Source organism: Ochrobactrum sp. SSR (genome assembly GCF_030067775.1).
GTDB classification, from domain to species: Bacteria; Pseudomonadota; Alphaproteobacteria; order Rhizobiales; family Rhizobiaceae; genus Brucella; species Brucella teleogrylli.
In genome coordinates, this window is the sequence record NZ_CP125969.1 from 1471247 (window position 1) to 1487254 (window position 16008).

The following is a 16008-nucleotide window of genomic DNA, read 5'->3' on the forward strand; positions in this document are numbered from 1 at the left end:
AATTTTCCCTGAAAATTGATCACGAATGTCACGGCTTTGTGCGATAGCATTTTAGCGCATTCTTACCCGTTGTTTTTTCATCGGATGGTCGAAGATCGCCGGTGAAACATTGGCGTCCAGCCTTTGAAGAAATGGGAAACTCAGGAGAGGATATTTTATGCTGTGGACCTTGTTCGGCATTCTTTCGGGTGCCTGCATCGCCATTCAGGCGCCGATCAATGCAGCTCTTGCGCGCGGACTTGGCTCCCCACCGACTGCCGCTGCGATTTCATTTCTGGCAGGTGCAGTCATTCTCGCCATCGTCTCGACCATAACCGCAAAGGCGACCGGCAACCTTCCCACATTCAATGTACCCGCAGGCTGGCTGTTCGTCGCGGGCGGCGCGCTGGGCTGTATCTATGTCACCGCATCGATCCTGCTGACACCGCGCATCGGCGCAGCAGCCGTGATGGGCCTTGCCGTGGCCGGGCAGTTGATGGCCGGTCTACTTGCTGACCGCATCGGCTTCATGGGCGTCGCCGTGCGAGAGATCACCGCCGGACGTGTCGCAGGCGCCGTGCTCCTGCTTACCGGTGCCCTGATGATCCGCTTTCTGTAAAAGAAAACGCCGCGCTTCAAAGCGCGGCGTTTTCGTATTCGTTAAGGCATTGAAACTGGCTCAACCCTTGAAAGTATAGTCCGCAATCGACTGCGGCTTCATCTCGATGGAGAAGCCCGGCAGCGACGGCGGCATATAGGCCGCGTTCTTGATCACGCACGGGTCGATGAAATGCTCGTGCAGATGATCGACATATTCGATCACACGGCCTTCCTTGGTGCCCGAAACGGCCACATAGTCGATCATCGACAGATGCTGCACATATTCGCACAGGCCAACGCCGCCCGCATGCGGCCAGACCGGCTTGCCAAACTTGGCGGCCATCAGCAGCACGGCCAGAACTTCGTTCAGACCACCCATGCGGCACGAATCGATCTGGACGATGTCGATGGCGCCTTCCGCTATGAACTGCTTGAACATGATGCGGTTCTGGCACATTTCGCCGGTCGCGACCTTCACGTCGCCAATGGCTTCGCGAATCTTGCGATGGCCTGCCACATCGTCCGGGCTGGTCGGTTCTTCAATGAAGAACGGCTTCGAGAAAGCGAGCTTGTTGACCCATTCGATGGCCTGATCGACTTCCCAGACCTGATTGGCGTCGATCATCAGATAACGGTCGGGACCGATCACTTCGCGCGCGATGGTCAAGCGACGGATATCGTCTTCGAGATCACGGCCGACCTTCATCTTGACGTGGTGGAAACCCTCGTCGATGGCTTCCTGGCAAAGACGGCGCAGCTTGTCGTCGTCATAGCCGAGCCAGCCGGCAGAGGTCGTGTAGCAGGCATAGCCTTCCGCCTCGAGCGTGGCAATACGCTCGGCCTTGCCGGCTTCCGCCTTGCGCAGGATTTCGACGGCTTCATCACGCGTCAGCGCATCGGTCAGGTAGCGATAATCGACGATGTCGGCGATCTCTTCCGGCGACATGTCGGCCACAAGCCGCCATACAGGCTTGCCTGCCTGCTTTGCAGCCAGGTCCCAGAAGGCGTTGACGACAGCGCCGGTGGCAAGATGCATCGCGCCCTTGTCCGGGCCGATCCAGCGCAGCTGGCTGTCGCCGGTCAGGTAACGCCAGAACTTGCCGGGGGCTGCGAGGAAATCATCCATCGAAGCACCCACGACCAGATGACGCATGGCGAGAATCGCCTGACAGCAAATGTCGTTGCCGCGTCCGATGGTGAAGGTAAGGCCGTGGCCCTTCAGCGAGGCATCATCCGTATCGAGGATGACATAGGCCGCCGAATAATCCGGGTCCGGGTTCATGGCATCCGAACCGTCCAGACTTTGCGAAGTCGGGAAACGCAGATCGAAGACGCGCAGGTCAGTGATTTTCGTCATGATATATCCGTGATCAGGGCATGATCCCAAAACATGGGAACGGTTTTGGGACCATGCGTAAACAAAGCCTAGATGTCAGCGCGCACGTTCTGCTTCTGCGTGCCGAGGCCTTCGATGCCGAGTTCGACAACATCGCCAGCCTTGAGGTAACGCGGCGGCTTCATGCCCATGCCGACGCCGGGAGGCGTACCGGTGGAGATGATGTCGCCCGGCTGCAGGGACATGAACTGCGAGAGATAGGAAACGAGGTAGCGAACGCCGTAAACCATGGTCTTGGTCGAGCCGTCCTGCATGGTTTCACCGTTGAGGGTGAGCCACATTTTCAGGTTCTGCGGGTCAGCGACTTCGTCCTTCGTCACCAGCCACGGGCCGGTCGGGCCGAATGTGTCGCAGGACTTGCCCTTGGTCCACTGACCAGCGCGTTCGATCTGGAAAGCGCGTTCGGAAACGTCATGCAGCGTGCAGTAGCCAGCGACATAATCCAGCGCATCGTCTTCCGAAACGTATTTCGCGGTCTTGCCGATGACGATGCCGAGCTCGACTTCCCAATCGGTCTTTTCCGAGCCGCGCGGGATGAGAACGTCATCATTCGGGCCGACGATGGCCGAGGTGGCCTTCATGAAGATGACCGGCTCAGGCGGCACAGCCATGCCGGATTCGGCTGCGTGGTCGGCATAGTTGAGGCCGATGCAGATGAACTTGCCGGTGCCTGCAACGCAGGGGCCGAGGCGCGGATTGCCTTCAACCTTCGGCAGCGAATTGACGTCGACCGCGCCAAGCTTGGCCAGCGCATCGGGGGCAAGAGCCGCACCGGAAAGGTCGCTTACATGGGCGGAAAGATCGCGGATCGCACCATCGGCATCGAGAATGCCGGGCTTTTCCTGACCGGCTTCACCGTAACGAAGAAATTTCATGAGTTTACTCCTTTGGGGGTAGCTGGGGCGAACTTAGATAGTCCAGCCGCCATCAATGTTATAAGCTTGTCCGGTCGTGTAGGTCGCACCAGCGAGATAAACGGCGAGATCAGCGATTTCTTCCGGCTGGCCGATGCGGCCAATCGGCTGGCGGGCGATGAACGCCGCGCGCTGCTCTTCGTAATCGCCCTGCGAACGCAGACGGTCCTGCAAGGACGGGCTTTCGACCGTGCCGGGGCAGATCGCGTTGCAGCGGATGCCCTTGGCAACATAATCGGCAGCGACGGCCTTGGTGAGACCGATAACGGCGGCCTTGGTGACGCCATAGGCAAAACGGTTCGGCACGCCCTTCACGCTCGATGCGACGGAAGCCATGTTGACGATGGCGCCGTCCTTGCGCTCCAGCATGCCCGGCAGCACGGCGCGGATGGTGCGGATCATTGCCTTGACGTTGAGATTGACGGCGAAGTCGAGGTCTTCGTCCTTCATTTCGAGGATGGAGCCGCCGTGAACGACACCGGCGCAGTTGAACAGGATGTCCACCTGTCCGATTTCGGCTACAAGTGCGTTCACTTCCGCGTCGTCAAGCACATTGAGCTTGCGGGTGATGATACCGTTGACGCCTTCGATTTCCTTGAGGGCATCGGTGTTGATGTCGGTCGCATAGACCTTGGCACCCGCTTCTGCGAAGGCCAGCGCGCTGGCGCGGCCAATGCCTTGTGCTGCGGCTGTCACCAGCGCGGTTTTTCCATCAAAGCGTATCGTCATTTTCAAGCCTTCCGTTCGACAAGCAGGATGTGGTCACAAGCGAGCACCACTTCGTCCCGCTGATTAAGCACTTCGCAACGTTCCGTCACGCGTCCCATAGTGGCGCGTTTTGGATCGTCTTCCTTCGCACTGATCGTAACCCGCGTGCGGATCGTATCTCCGATATGCACCGGACGAATAAACCGCAAGCGATCATAACCATAGGAAAAAGCAACCGGGTTGATCAACGTCGCCGTGAGGCCGACGCCAATGGCAAAAATCATGGTGCCATGCGCGATGCGCTGGCCGCCCGGCAAGGTCTTGGCGAATTCCGCATCCATGTGATGCGGGAAGAAATCGCCCGTATGCCCGGCATGGACCACGAAATCCGTCTCTGTAATCGTGCGGCCCGTGGTGAGGCGCACATGGTTCATTTCATAATCTTCGTAATATATTTTCTGCTCGGCCATGGTCAGACCTCCGGTTTTGCAGCAAGCGGCGTGGCGGGCGCGGCGCTCGATTGATAGGCGGCCTCGACAAGCGCCATGGTGTGCCAGGCATCTTCGACCGAGCCGAGGAGTTCGGCATCCTCGCCGCAAGCGAAACGCTGCAACTGCGCCATGCGATTGAGGAAAGCGTCCGGGAACCAGGCCCCTTCAAGCGGCACGGAAACCCAGTCTTCGGCACCCTTCGACTTGATCCAAAGCTCGTCCGGTTCGCCGCGCGGATAGTCGAGATTGACGCCCAGTTTCACATAGGCCGCACCCTCGGTCCCGCAGATGCGGAATTCGCAGGCCTGAAACTTGCGCCCGAAATCATGATCGTGGTTGACCGACAGCGCGCAGCGAACGCGGTCGCCATAATCCAGAATTGCAGCCGTGCGCGTCTGGGCTACGTCGTGGTTCGGATGGCCAATGGTCTTGGCGTGAACGCCGAGAGGATCGCCCAGCAGACCGCGGACGAAATCCAGATAATGGATCGAGTGCATGGCGATTTCGATGCGTGGCAGACCTTTCAGGAAAGGCCACAGACCCCATGGCGTGGCAAGCGCCAGCCAGGCGTCAAAATCCACCACTTCGCCCAGCAAGCCCTTATCGACGGCGTCATAAAGCGCGAGCATCATCGGCGCGAAACGCAGCTGAAAATTCACCGCCGCCTTCAGATTACGCGCGCGGCAGACTTTGAGAATTTCCGTCGCGGCGGCGAGGTCGCTGCCCATCGGCTTCTGGATCAGAACAGCCGCACCTTTCGGCAATTGCGACAGGATTTTCGCATGGGCTGATGGCGGCGTCGCCAGATCGAAGATCGCGCCTTCGACGGCAATCGCTTCCTCGGCGCTGGCAAAAGTCTTAACGCCCCACTGGTCGGCAAGCTCCCGCGCCTTGTCCAGATCGGGATCGAAAATACCGGCAACCGGAAAGCCGCCCTTCTTGTAGGCGGGCAGGTGCGCGTCGCCGACAATGCTGCCCGCGCCAAAGATCACGATGGGTTTTGGCTTGGTGGGCTTTGCCCACCACTGGCGCAACTGCGTCGGATCGAAAGCCTCAGTCATGATGGAACACCTCTTCCATCATGGCCCACCACTCGCCCTCTTTGCGGGTTTCGAGCGGCTTCTGGCAGGGCATACAGAAGGACCACCATTCCTGATTTTTCGGATTATCGGCCATCTTCTTCATGTCGGCCTCAAAGTCGGTGCCGACATATTCCCATGTGCCGAACAGGAGATTTTCCGGCTCTTTCAGAAAGATCGTATAGTTGGTGATGTTGCACTCGGTAATGAGAGCCAGAATTTCCGGCCACACGGCGGCGTGCAGCTTCTTGTATTCTGCGATCTTTTCCGCATTGAGTCCGATCACCATGCCCATTCTTTGTGCCATTACGACCTCACGATCTCGCGGGTAAACTCGGAAATCGAACGGCTACGCACTGCATCCCAATCCCATTCGATGCCGATACCCGGCTCGGACGGGGCAATGGCGCGACCGTCGCGAATTTCCATGCCCTTGGTGGTGAGGTCGTCGAGCTGCGGAATATATTCGACATAGCGACCGTTCTGCACCGCGCAAACGAGGCTGACATGCAGTTCCATCAGGAAGTGCGGACAGACTGGAATGTCGAATGTTTCCGCCGCATGGGCGACTTTCAGCCAGGGCGTGATGCCGCCAATGCGCGCCACATCCACCTGCACGATGGAGCAAGCACCCTTCTGCATATATTCGCGGAAATGGCGGATCGAATAGATGGACTCGCCCACCGCAATCGGCGTCGGGGTGGAGCGCGTCAGGCGGATATGACCGTCGAGATCGTCCGCCGGAAGCGGTTCTTCGATCCATGCCAGATCAAGCTCCTTCAGGCGCTCGGCACGACGAATGGCTTCATCAACCGTAAAACCCTGATTGCAATCGGTCATGATCTCGAAGCCGTCGCCCAGCGCCGCACGCACGGCGGACAGGCGCGCATAATCTTCAGAACCGTGCGGCTTGCCGATCTTGACCTTGGAGCCGGTGAAGCCCTTGGCCTTGGCCTGCAACGCGTCCTCGACCAGCGCTTCCTTCTCGATATGCAGCCAGCCGCCTTCGGTCGTGTAGAGCGGGCAGCTTTCCTTGGCCCCGCCCGCAAGCTTCCACAGCGGCAGACCCTGCTTCTTGGCGCGCAGATCCCAGAGTGCGGTATCGACCGCAGCCAGCGCCAGCGCGGTGATCGCGCCGATGGTCGTGGCATGGGTTGCGAATTCCAGCTTGCGCCAGATGGCTTCGATGCAATCAGCATCCTCGCCGATGATGAGCGGCACGAGATGGTCGCTCAACAGGCGCATGACCGACGAACCGCCGGTGCCGATCGTATAGCTGTAGCCGGTGCCGACCGCGCCGTCGCTGTCGGTGATGGTGACAATCGGCGTTTCCTGGCTGACGAAGCTCTGGATCGCGTCGGTGCGCTTGACCTTCGGCGGAAGGTCAACCATGCGCAGTTCAACTTTTTCAATACGTGCCATGGTCAGATAGCCAAAGTCTTGCCGCTTACGGCATCGAAAAGATGCGCCTGCGACAGATCGAGTTGCATGGTAATGGTTTCGCCCGGTTGCAGGTGACGCGGGTTCAGCATGCGCGCCACCCACTCCTTGCCCGCGAATTCCACGAAGACAAGCGTTTCGTTGCCGAGCGGCTCGGTGATCGAAACGCGCATGTCCTTTTCAAACACGGCGTCACTGGTGGAAATGCCATGACCTTTCGGGAAGACATCATCCGGGCGCAGACCGAACGTCACCTTGGAACCATCCTTGGCCTTGCCCTGGAACTGTGCAGGCAGCGGCAGGCGGTCGCCATTGGCGAAGACCAGATCGCCGCCCGTCACCGTCGCCTCGCCCATATTCATCGGCGGGGAGCCGATGAAACCGGCAACGAACTGCGTCGCCGGGCGCTTGAAGACTTCATCCGGGGTTCCGGCCTGTTCAATATGACCATCGCGCATGATGACGATGCGGTCGGCCAGCGTCATGGCTTCGACCTGATCATGCGTCACGTAAACGACCGTGGACTGCACCTTGGCGTGCAGCTTCTTGATTTCGGTGCGCATCTGGGTGCGCAGCTTGGCGTCAAGGTTAGACAATGGTTCGTCGAACAGGAACACTTCGGGATTACGCACGATGGCGCGGCCCATGGCGACGCGCTGGCGCTGGCCGCCCGAAAGCTGCGCTGGGCGACGCTCCATCAGTGCTTCGAGGCCGAGAATGGCCGAGGCTTCATTGACGCGACGGTCGATTTCCGCCTGCGGCTGCTTGGCGATCTTCAGCGAGAAGCCCATGTTCTCGCGCACCGACATATGCGGATAAAGCGCATAGGACTGGAACACCATCGAGATGTTGCGGTCACGCGGCGGCAGATCGTTGACTTGCCTGCCGCCGATTTCCAGCGTACCGCCGGAAATGGATTCCAGACCCGCGATCATGCGCAGCGTTGTGGACTTGCCGCAGCCGGACGGACCGACAAGTGCTACAAATTCCTTGTCCGCGATTTCGAGATTGATGCCATGCACCACGCCGACATTGCCGTAACGCTTGACGAGATTTTTGATGGAAAGCTGAGCCATTGTTCTATCAACCTTTAACCGCGCCGAACGTCAGACCAGCAACAAGGTGCTTCTGGACGATGAATGTGAGGGTCAGCGCCGGAATAATCATCACGACCGCCAGCGCGCACATGCCGCGCCAGTCGATGGTGAATTCAGCGGTGTAATCGAGAAGACCGACAGGAAGGGTCTTGGAATTGACGGAACGGGTGAGCTGGGAAGCCAGCGCATATTCGTTCCACGAGGTGAGGAAGGCAAAGATGCCAGCCGTCGCGATGCCGGGACCGGCCAGCGGAAACTCCACCTGCCAGAAAGCCTGCCAGCGCGTGCAGCCGTCGATCTGGGCGGCTTCCGCAAGATCCTTCGGCACCTGACGGAAGAAGCCGTCGATCAGCCAGATCGTGAATGGCACATTCAGCGCCACATAGGTCAGGATGAGGCCAAAATGCGTGTCGATGATGCCGACGCGGGAAAACACCATGAAGAGCGGTAGCGAGAGCGCAATGCCCGGCACCGAGCGCGTCAGCATGAAGCCGAGGAAGGTTGCCGACTTGCCCCAGAAGCGGAAGCGCGCGAAGGCATAGCCGCCAGATACGCCGATGATCAGCGCAATCACGGTCGAGGTGATCGAGATAATCAGCGAATTGCGGAAATAATCCCAGACCGGAATGCCGCCCGCACCTGCGCCCGAGAACATGGCGCGATAGGCTTCCAACGTGATTTCCTGCGGAATCCAGACCGGTGGCTTTGCCATGATCTCGACCGGCGGACGCAGCGACGAAAGCACGATCCACAGGCCGGGCAGGCAAATGACGGTCATCGCCAGAAACAGACCGACCAGATAGGCGATTTTCTTGAAACGGCGCAGCAGACGATGCTGGCTGTTGGAAAGTGTTGTTGTTGCCATGATTACCACTCCGCTCCAATCTGCGTGCGTGCGGACGCAAGTTTGCGGAAGAACAGGACGGTGAAGAGGATCGAGAGCAGGATTGCGACATAGGCCATGGCATTGGCCATGCCCATCTGCGCATCCGCATAGGCCGTGCGGCCCACCAGCGTCCAGATCAGTTCGGTGCGGCGCGCCGGGCCGCCATCGGTCATGATCTTCACAATGTCATAGGCGCGGGCCACATCCAGCGAACGGATGGTCATCGCGATATAGGCAAACGGCATCAGATAAGGCCAGATGACGTAGCGGAAGGTCTGCCACGGCGTGCAGCCATCGACGCGCGCAGCCTCGACCGGGTCCTGCGGCATGGACAGAAGACCGCCGAGAATAAGGATCGCGAAGACCGAGGTGGACATCCACACTTCCGCCAGCAGGATGGCGATCAGCGCCAGATTGCCGTCGATCAGCCATGGAATGGCGGTATTGGTCAGGCCCAGCGACTGCAGCGCATTGTTGACCAGACCGATATTGTCATTGAACATGAACTTGAACTGGAAGCCGACAAGCACCGGCGAGAACATCATCGGGAACATCATCAGCGTGCGCAACACGCGCTGGCCGTGCGTCGCCTTGTTGACGAGCATGGCAAGGCCGAGGCCGAGCAGCATTTCCAGATTGAGCGCAATGGTGAGGAAGACCACCGTGCGAATGAAGGCCGCCCAGAACACCCAGTCGGTCAGGATGCGCTGATAGTTGCGGAAACCGATGAAGTTGAACAGGCTCTCGGGGCGCGTCAGCCGGAACGGCGTGAAGCTCGAATAAAGCGACAGCGCGAGAGGAAACAGAACCACCGCTGCGAGAATGATGAAGGCCGGAAGCAGAAGCAGGACCGGCGGGGAAAGTCTCTTGAACATTGCGCTTCCAAATAGTGGACTGGCAAACAGTGGAACGGGCGAACAGCGGAACTGCCTCAGCGCCGCCACTGGCAAAAAAGGCCCGCCCCAAAAAGGCTTCAGGGCGGGCCCATGATTTTGTTCAGGCAGGATCAGAGCTCGCCTGCATCCTCAAGAATCTGCGTTGCCTTCTTGGCAGCGTCATCGAGGGCCTGCTGGGAGGTCTTGTCGCCAAGGATCGCAGCCTGAAGCTCAGGATAGACCGCGTTGGAGATTTCGATCCAGGATGGGGTCTGCGGAACCGGGAAAGCGGTCTTTGCCGTTTCCTGGAACACCGACAGCACTTCCTTTTTGTACGGGTCGGAAGCGGCCTGCTCGATCACGTAATCCCAGACAGCGGTGCGGGTCGGCAGCGTACCGGCAGCCGATTCCTGCTTCTGCGGATCTTCGTTGGTCAGGAACCAGACGAGCGAGGCGGCGGCTTCCTTGGTTTCGCAAGCTTCCGTTACCGAGAAGCCGTGATGACCCGACCAGCCGGTGCGCTTGCCGGAAGAACCGGTTGGCGCCGGAGCGATGCCGACATTGCCAGCGACCTTCGACGACTTCGGATCGTTGAAATAGGTCGCCCAGCCCGGCCAATCCAGGTTGACCGCGATGGTGCCGGAAGCAAAACCAGCGCCCAGCTCATCCCACAGATAGTTGGTGGTGCCAGCCGGAACAGCCTTGGCCTTGTAGAGATTGACGAACCAGTCGAGGGCGCGAACACCGGCTTCCGAATTGAAAGCAGGCTTGCCGTCCTTGAGATATTCGCCGCCTTCGGCGACCAGCATTTCATAGAAGCGGCCATTGATGGCTTCTTCCTTGCCCGCAAACTGCGTGCCGTAGAAATTCGGCGGATCGGCGAAGAATACTGCCTGATCCGACACTTCCTTCCAGGTTTTGGCCGGTGCGAGGTCGTAGCCGTATTTCTCCTTGAACGCCTTCTTCTTGGCTTCGTCGTTGAAGAGGCTCTTCTGATAATAGAGTGCCGAAACGTCGAACTGCGCACGCGGCAGCATGATCAGCTTGCCGTCAAGCGTGGACGCCTTGATGACCGATGGCACGAAACCGTCGATTTCTTCCTTCGGAAGCAGCGAGTTCAGATCGACATAGAGGCTGGTATATTGCGGCGCGAAAGACGAGTGGTTGGAACCGACGCACCAGTTGATCGAACCCGAAGCGATGTCGGACTTGATTTCCTTGTCCAGCTCGAAATGGTTCTTCTTGGACAGGATGTTGACCTTGGCGCCAGTCGCCTTTTCCCATTCGCCGATACGCGAATAGAGCGCCTCATATTGCTGACCGCCGATCAGCTTGGCGTTGATCGTCACGCCTTCGAACTTGCCGGGCAGATCGGCTGCAACTGCCGGGGCCATCCCCACGGCGAGCCACGCCACACCTGCCAAAATGTGCGCCTTGAAACTTTGCATCACTTCTCCTCCTAAAACGGGCACTCCCTGCCCGCACCCCCGGTTGTGAAGGTTGTATTTATATGCAAACATAGTATTCAAGAACGGTCAAGGCGTTTTATCGCCGATATACGACTTTCGCAGTCGGAAATGTTTGTATATGAATGACGAAATTCACGAAGAGCCACCTTGGGGGAACGCATTTGGAAACCGATGACCGCTACCGCGCGCCCGCGCTCGACAAGGGCCTTGATATCCTCGAATTGCTGGCAGGCGTGGACGGCGGACTGACGCAGGCCGAGATCGCCAAGCATCTGGATCGCAGCCCGAACGAATTCTACCGCATGCTCGACCGGCTGGTGAAACGCGGCTATGTCACCAAGCTAGAGGGTGACCGCTATTCGCTGACGCTGAAACTGTTCGGCCTTGCCCAGTTGCACGCGCCGGTGCGCCGCCTCGCCTCGTTCGCAACGCCCTTCATGCGTGAGCTTGCCGACCGTTCCAAGCAGGCAAACCAGCTTGCCGTGTTCGACCGCGGTTCCGTGGTGGTGATTGCCCAGCAGGAAGCGCCGGACTATTGGGGCATTTCGATCCGCGTCGGCTCGCATATCAGCCTGTTCGACACGGGTTCCGGCCATGTGCTGCTTGCCTTCCGTTCGCCGGAAGAGCGCAAGATGATGATCGCTGAATATGGCAAGGATGGCGAGACCGTCGATCTCGATCCAAGCTTCTATGAGCGGCTCGACCAGATCCGTGAGCGCGGCTATGAAATGATGCCAAGTGCCCAGGTTGCAGGCGTTTATAACCTCTCCGCGCCCATTCTCGGACCAGACGGCACCTGCATCGCGGCGCTGACCTGCCCCTATGTCACGCTGGTCAATTCCGGTGCCTCGCCCGACATTACCCAGACCATCACGCTGCTGCAAAAGACGGTGCAGGAATTGTCCAAGCTGGTGGGCGCAGATCTTTCCACACTCGATTAGGGCTGGTTCCGTCCGGGTCGGACCACGCCCTAAATTCTTATTTGAAAACTATCTTCTTTTTTGAAAATATCGGGATAGGAGGAATCTCTATGCTGATTGATACCCATCTGCACCTGATCGACAAAAGCGCGCTCACCTATCCATGGCTAGGCGACGTGCCAGCGCTTGATCGGGATTTTCTGTTCGACACCTACCGGCAGCAGGCGGAACGCTGCGGCATCGCCGCCGCCCTGCATATGGAAGTGGATGTCGCGCCCGAAGCGATTCAGGCCGAAACGGACCATATTCGGGCGCTTTCCATCGCAAATGGCGGCTTCATCAAAGGCGCGATTGCATCCTGCCGCCCCGAAGAAGACGGCTTTGCCGCCTATCTTGAGCGCCAGCTTGCTGATCCCTTTGTCAAAGGCTTTCGCCGCGTTCTGCATGTCGTGCCGGACGAGCTTTCCGAAGGCGCGCTTTTCCGCGAAAACCTCAAGCGCATGGACAATACGCGTCTGACCTTCGATCTCTGCACCCTGCCGCATCAGATCGACAAGGTTATCGCGCTTGCCGATCTGGCGCCGGGCCTGCAATTCGTGCTCGACCATTGCGGCGTGCCGGACATCAAGTCGGGCGCACTGGAAAGCTGGCAGAAAGGCATCACCGAGATTGCCCGCAGGCCGAATGTGGTAGCGAAGATTTCCGGTGTGGTAGCCTATGCCGATGCTGAAAGCTGGACTGCCGAAACCATCCGCCCCTATGTCGAACATGTCATCGAGGCGTTCAGCTGGGACCGAGTGGTATGGGGCAGCGACTGGCCGGTCTGCACGCTTGCAAGCTCTATCGATGCCGGACTTTCGACATGGGTGGCGACGACCCACACCCTGCTTGAAGGCTGTGGCAAGGACGAAAAAGCGCGCCTTCTGTCTGAGAACGCGCGCCGTATCTGGAACCTTTAAGTAGACGAGAATAGCTTTCTCCTCGACCCTCATCCTGAGGAGGCTCCCTGAGCGAAGCTCGGGGAGACGTCTCGAAGGATCGAGGGATAGGAAACGAGAAGAAACACAGTGCCTGGCTCCTCACCCTTCGAGACGCCTCCTTCGCAAGCTCAGGAGGCTCCTCAGGATGAGGGGATGGAGAGGTCGATCAATACAAGCCGTCAGAAGCTTTCGCGGAACAGCCGGTTCAGATCGGCGATCACCTGTTCTGCCGGTTCATGGCCCTGAAGCCCCTTGTTGATGCGCTCTGACGCTGCTTCCTGAAACGGCATATAGCCGTCATGGCGTGGGCGCACCCACGCCCCTTCAAGCGTTGCGCGCGTATCGAGATAGAAGCCTGATGTAGCGGCATTCACACCCTCGTCTTCCCATGCTTCCGCATGGCCGGGCTGGCCGTTGGAGGCGGCATAAAGCCCCTTCTGCACCGCGCCGCTTGCTATCCAATAGGCGAAGTCGATGGCGGCTTGCGGGTGCTTCGTAAAGGCCGAAACGGCAATGCCCGTGCCACCCAGCGCCGAACCCGCAACACCTTTCACGCCTGCCGGAATATCGGCAAAACGGATCAGACGGTCGCGGAAACCCGGCATGGCATAGTTCACATATCCATAGATCAGGGGCACGCAGGCAATGCCGGAATCGGGCTTTGCCATTTCTTCGAACACCGCAATCGGGTCCATGCTGAAACATTCCGGCTTCACCAGCGCAGCAATTTCCCGAAGCTGTTCAAAAGCCGTCACGCCGTCTTCAAGGTGGATCAACGCGCCCTCGGTGGCACAAGGCGAACCGTTATTGGCAGCGAATGTATAGAAGCACATCAGCGAATGCGGCGAGCGCAATGGCAAAAGCACCTTGCCCGCGCGCGCCAGTTCCAGCACTTCGGCCCAACTTGTGGCGGGCTTTTTGATCAGGTCCGGACGCCATGCCTGAACCTGCGTGGCCGCATCGAGCGGAAACGCCCATTGATGGCCCTGCCATTTATAGCTTGGGAAGGACTGCCCGACCGAACCGTCGGCCAGCGCCTCCAGCTCGGCTTCGCGGCCCGGCACATCGAGCGGCAGCAGGCAGCCTTCCTTGGTGATCTGGCCGACATGGGGATGATCGATCACGATCATATCGAAATTGCGCGCCAATTCCTCGACCGGAAAGGTCTCGAAATCCTGCAAGGAACGCTTTTCCCATTCGATCTCGACGCCCTGGTCGCTCAGCCATTGCGTGGCGCCGGCAACCATCGGATCGTAACCGCGCGGGTGGCTCCAGGTCATGCCTTTCAGCTTGATCGCACTCATAGACCAAACTCCTCACGAATTGCCTTGCTGTTTTCACCGACGCGCGGCGCTGCTCGTTCCACCTTGTGCCGCTTCCCGTTGATGCGCAGCGGCGAGCGGGTGGTGGTGATGGACACGTCATCCTCACGCGTGACGGTCTGCAGCATGTCGAGAACCGAAAAGCCGTCGCTGGCCAAGAGCTCTTCCCAGTTGAGAACGCGGGCGCACCAGATATCCGCCGGTTCCAGAATGGCCAGCCATTCATCCACCGTCTTCTGGGCGATGCGGTCGGCGATCAGGCGCTTGATTTCATCGCGCTTGGTAAACCAGCTCGACGGATCGTCGGCATAGGGCGCCAGCGTGTCGGCCTCCAGCAGCGCCGCCAGTTTCGGGATCGGCGTCATGGCAATGGCGAGATAGGCATCCGCCGCTTGATAGACCCCGTAAGGTGCGGAGAGATAAGCATGCGCGCTGCGGAAATCGGAACGTTTTGGTAAACGGCGTCCGTCATTGAGATGGGTGGTCAGCACTTCGAACTGGAAATCGACCAGCGCTTCCAAAAGGCTGGTTTCCACATGCGCCCCCTTGCCGGAAATGCCGCGCCGCACCAGTGCAGCGAGAATGCCCTGCGCCACGGCAGCGCCTGCCAGCATGTCGGCGACAGCCAGACCAAACGGCACCGGTCCCTGCCCTTCATCACCATTGAGCCACATCAGGCCTGAACGCGCCTGCGCCAGCAAATCCTGCCCGGGACGCTTGACCCAAGGACCTTCCTCGCCATAGCCGCTGATGGAGGCATAGACGAGGCGCGGATTGATCGCCTTGGCGGATTCATAATCAAGCCCGAGGCGTTCGATGACGCCGGGACGGAAATTCTGGATCAGAACATCGGCCTTGGTGATGAGCTTCTTCAGCGCTTCCACATCATCCGGATTTTTCAGGTCGAGCGCCAGGCTGTCCTTGCCGCGATTGATGGCGTGGAAAATCGTTGAATCGCCACCGATCTCCGTATCGCTCAGATAAAGCCTGCGCGACAGGTCGCCGCCGTCCGGGCGCTCGATCTTGATGACCCGCGCTCCAAGGTCCATCAGCCGCAGCGAGCAATAAGGCCCCGACAGAAACTGGCTCATATCGACAACAACGAGCCCGCTCAGCGGCAGTTCATTTTCCGGCATCGGGAAATTCCCTCCTCATGAATTTCTTATGTGAATATAGTCTTCACATATGGATTTATAGAAGGCAAGACTGAAATTGCCCTAAAAACAAAAACGCCGCCCGAAACGGACGGCGTTTTTGAGAATTGAAAGTGAAGGCGTAAGTCGAACGATCAGACTTCGAGTTCGACTTCGCGGCTTGCGGTTTCGAGCAGCGTCCAGACGTGATCGGCGAGCGAGTTCCACACTTCGACCCGGTAGTGATCCGCACCCCATTTCAGGAGGATGATCTGCACGCGGTCGAAGATGGTGCGCGCAGCGCCGGGTGCCGCCATCGAAGCCAGATCGAGCGGCGAAGCGGCATTGAGCAGCCACTCGGCCTGCGGCCCGGTGATGTCGATGCCGGTCTCGCGATGGCTTACCTCGACCAGCGCATGTGGTTCTGTCTCGTAAAGGCTCGCGAAGGCCGCGACGATCTCCGCGGCCTTGCCGTCATCGGCCCAGATATACCATTCATCCGGTCCGATGCAGGCAATGGCGATCTCGCCGGTTTTCGCAAGTCCGCCGATTTTGGCGGGGATTGTTGCGCCAAGCGCCTTTTCCGCCAGCGCCAGTTTTTCCGGCTTGAAGCGCAGGACAAAGCGCGCACCATCAGCAGCCGGACGGATATCGAGCTTGCCCGGAATGGCAACCGCGCGGCTCGCAAAAGGGTTGGTCTGTTGCAGCATGATGCGATC

17 protein-coding genes are annotated in these 16008 nt (G+C 59.0%); 3 read left to right on the top strand and 14 right to left on the bottom strand.

The genetic code is table 11. The features are described from left to right. The first annotated feature begins 157 nt into the window (after window positions 1–157). Complete coding sequence (locus QLQ11_RS07035) at window positions 158–598, top strand: DMT family transporter (protein ID WP_109368252.1); 441 nt, start codon at window positions 158–160, stop codon at window positions 596–598. 60 nt (window positions 599–658) lie between these two features. Here the strand turns inward: QLQ11_RS07035 and QLQ11_RS07040 are convergent, their stop codons facing one another. The 11 genes from QLQ11_RS07040 to QLQ11_RS07090 form a co-directional block, all read right to left on the bottom strand. Then, on the bottom strand, window positions 659–1936 hold the full coding sequence (locus tag QLQ11_RS07040; protein ID WP_109368251.1) for an L-fuconate dehydratase: 1278 nt from the start codon (window positions 1934–1936) through the stop codon (window positions 659–661). Between the two features lie 68 nt (window positions 1937–2004). Beyond that, entirely contained in the window at window positions 2005–2850 is an 846-nt protein-coding gene (locus QLQ11_RS07045) for a fumarylacetoacetate hydrolase family protein (RefSeq protein WP_109368250.1), read from the bottom strand. Window positions 2851–2883: 33 nt separating this feature from the next. Further along, a complete protein-coding gene (locus tag QLQ11_RS07050) occupies window positions 2884–3618 on the bottom strand; it encodes an SDR family oxidoreductase (protein WP_109368249.1) in 735 nt (244 codons plus the stop codon). A gap of 2 nt (window positions 3619–3620) precedes the next feature. Continuing rightward, window positions 3621–4067, bottom strand: coding sequence for a MaoC/PaaZ C-terminal domain-containing protein (locus QLQ11_RS07055; RefSeq protein ID WP_078337859.1), 447 nt, complete (start codon window positions 4065–4067; stop codon window positions 3621–3623). 2 nt (window positions 4068–4069) lie between these two features. After that, entirely contained in the window at window positions 4070–5149 is a 1080-nt protein-coding gene (locus tag QLQ11_RS07060; RefSeq protein ID WP_109368248.1) for a Gfo/Idh/MocA family protein, read from the bottom strand. Further along, window positions 5142–5474 (bottom strand): L-rhamnose mutarotase, encoded by a 333-nt coding sequence (locus QLQ11_RS07065; protein WP_109368247.1) that lies wholly within the window; start codon window positions 5472–5474, stop codon window positions 5142–5144. Before QLQ11_RS07065 ends, QLQ11_RS07060 begins: the two co-directional genes overlap by 8 nt. Beyond that, window positions 5474–6589 (bottom strand): mandelate racemase/muconate lactonizing enzyme family protein, encoded by a 1116-nt coding sequence (locus QLQ11_RS07070; protein ID WP_109368246.1) that lies wholly within the window; start codon window positions 6587–6589, stop codon window positions 5474–5476. Before QLQ11_RS07070 ends, QLQ11_RS07065 begins: the two co-directional genes overlap by 1 nt. Window positions 6590–6591: 2 nt before the next feature. Next, the gene (locus tag QLQ11_RS07075; RefSeq protein WP_109368245.1) at window positions 6592–7683 is read right to left on the bottom strand and encodes an ABC transporter ATP-binding protein; all 1092 of its coding nucleotides are present in this window, start codon (window positions 7681–7683) and stop codon (window positions 6592–6594) included. Between the two features lie 7 nt (window positions 7684–7690). Then, complete coding sequence (locus QLQ11_RS07080) at window positions 7691–8569, bottom strand: carbohydrate ABC transporter permease (protein ID WP_109368244.1); 879 nt, start codon at window positions 8567–8569, stop codon at window positions 7691–7693. A 2-nt stretch (window positions 8570–8571) separates the two neighbouring features. Continuing rightward, on the bottom strand, window positions 8572–9465 hold the full coding sequence (locus tag QLQ11_RS07085; protein ID WP_109368243.1) for a carbohydrate ABC transporter permease: 894 nt from the start codon (window positions 9463–9465) through the stop codon (window positions 8572–8574). Between the two features lie 131 nt (window positions 9466–9596). Then, window positions 9597–10913 carry a sugar ABC transporter substrate-binding protein gene (locus QLQ11_RS07090; protein ID WP_371835848.1) on the bottom strand — a complete coding sequence of 439 codons (1317 nt, stop codon included), beginning with the start codon at window positions 10911–10913 and terminating at the stop codon, window positions 9597–9599. Window positions 10914–11056: 143 nt separating this feature from the next. On the opposite strand from QLQ11_RS07090, the gene QLQ11_RS07095 reads away from it, so the two are divergent. Together QLQ11_RS07095 and QLQ11_RS07100 are read left to right on the top strand one after the other, a co-directional pair. Continuing rightward, window positions 11057–11875, top strand: coding sequence for an IclR family transcriptional regulator (locus tag QLQ11_RS07095; protein WP_171316747.1), 819 nt, complete (start codon window positions 11057–11059; stop codon window positions 11873–11875). Between the two features lie 89 nt (window positions 11876–11964). Further along, window positions 11965–12813: an amidohydrolase gene (locus QLQ11_RS07100; RefSeq protein WP_109368241.1), complete on the top strand. Its 849-nt coding sequence runs from the start codon at window positions 11965–11967 to the stop codon at window positions 12811–12813. A gap of 200 nt (window positions 12814–13013) precedes the next feature. Here the strand turns inward: QLQ11_RS07100 and QLQ11_RS07105 are convergent, their stop codons facing one another. The 3 genes from QLQ11_RS07105 to QLQ11_RS07115 form a co-directional block, all read right to left on the bottom strand. After that, window positions 13014–14138, bottom strand: coding sequence for an ABC transporter substrate-binding protein (locus tag QLQ11_RS07105; RefSeq protein WP_109368240.1), 1125 nt, complete (start codon window positions 14136–14138; stop codon window positions 13014–13016). Continuing rightward, complete coding sequence (locus QLQ11_RS07110) at window positions 14135–15292, bottom strand: CaiB/BaiF CoA-transferase family protein (RefSeq protein ID WP_109368239.1); 1158 nt, start codon at window positions 15290–15292, stop codon at window positions 14135–14137. Before QLQ11_RS07110 ends, QLQ11_RS07105 begins: the two co-directional genes overlap by 4 nt. A gap of 152 nt (window positions 15293–15444) precedes the next feature. Then, window positions 15445–15999 (bottom strand): sarcosine oxidase subunit gamma, encoded by a 555-nt coding sequence (locus QLQ11_RS07115; protein ID WP_109368238.1) that lies wholly within the window; start codon window positions 15997–15999, stop codon window positions 15445–15447. Between the last annotated feature and the right edge of the window lie 9 nt (window positions 16000–16008).

What these genes read in the sequence shown, in the direction of transcription:
- QLQ11_RS07035 (WP_109368252.1), top strand. Translation starts at nt 158, where the DNA reads ATGCTGTGGACCTTGTTCGGCATTCTTTCGGGTGCCTGCATCGCCATT.
- QLQ11_RS07040 (WP_109368251.1), bottom strand. Translation starts at nt 1,936, where the DNA reads ATGACGAAAATCACTGACCTGCGCGTCTTCGATCTGCGTTTCCCGACT.
- QLQ11_RS07045 (WP_109368250.1), bottom strand. Translation starts at nt 2,850, where the DNA reads ATGAAATTTCTTCGTTACGGTGAAGCCGGTCAGGAAAAGCCCGGCATT.
- QLQ11_RS07050 (WP_109368249.1), bottom strand. Translation starts at nt 3,618, where the DNA reads ATGACGATACGCTTTGATGGAAAAACCGCGCTGGTGACAGCCGCAGCA.
- QLQ11_RS07055 (WP_078337859.1), bottom strand. Translation starts at nt 4,067, where the DNA reads ATGGCCGAGCAGAAAATATATTACGAAGATTATGAAATGAACCATGTG.
- QLQ11_RS07060 (WP_109368248.1), bottom strand. Translation starts at nt 5,149, where the DNA reads ATGACTGAGGCTTTCGATCCGACGCAGTTGCGCCAGTGGTGGGCAAAG.
- QLQ11_RS07065 (WP_109368247.1), bottom strand. Translation starts at nt 5,474, where the DNA reads ATGGCACAAAGAATGGGCATGGTGATCGGACTCAATGCGGAAAAGATC.
- QLQ11_RS07070 (WP_109368246.1), bottom strand. Translation starts at nt 6,589, where the DNA reads ATGGCACGTATTGAAAAAGTTGAACTGCGCATGGTTGACCTTCCGCCG.
- QLQ11_RS07075 (WP_109368245.1), bottom strand. Translation starts at nt 7,683, where the DNA reads ATGGCTCAGCTTTCCATCAAAAATCTCGTCAAGCGTTACGGCAATGTC.
- QLQ11_RS07080 (WP_109368244.1), bottom strand. Translation starts at nt 8,569, where the DNA reads ATGGCAACAACAACACTTTCCAACAGCCAGCATCGTCTGCTGCGCCGT.
- QLQ11_RS07085 (WP_109368243.1), bottom strand. Translation starts at nt 9,465, where the DNA reads ATGTTCAAGAGACTTTCCCCGCCGGTCCTGCTTCTGCTTCCGGCCTTC.
- QLQ11_RS07090 (WP_371835848.1), bottom strand. Translation starts at nt 10,913, where the DNA reads ATGCAAAGTTTCAAGGCGCACATTTTGGCAGGTGTGGCGTGGCTCGCC.
- QLQ11_RS07095 (WP_171316747.1), top strand. Translation starts at nt 11,057, where the DNA reads ATGACGAAATTCACGAAGAGCCACCTTGGGGGAACGCATTTGGAAACC.
- QLQ11_RS07100 (WP_109368241.1), top strand. Translation starts at nt 11,965, where the DNA reads ATGCTGATTGATACCCATCTGCACCTGATCGACAAAAGCGCGCTCACC.
- QLQ11_RS07105 (WP_109368240.1), bottom strand. Translation starts at nt 14,138, where the DNA reads ATGAGTGCGATCAAGCTGAAAGGCATGACCTGGAGCCACCCGCGCGGT.
- QLQ11_RS07110 (WP_109368239.1), bottom strand. Translation starts at nt 15,292, where the DNA reads ATGCCGGAAAATGAACTGCCGCTGAGCGGGCTCGTTGTTGTCGATATG.
- QLQ11_RS07115 (WP_109368238.1), bottom strand. Translation starts at nt 15,999, where the DNA reads ATGCTGCAACAGACCAACCCTTTTGCGAGCCGCGCGGTTGCCATTCCG.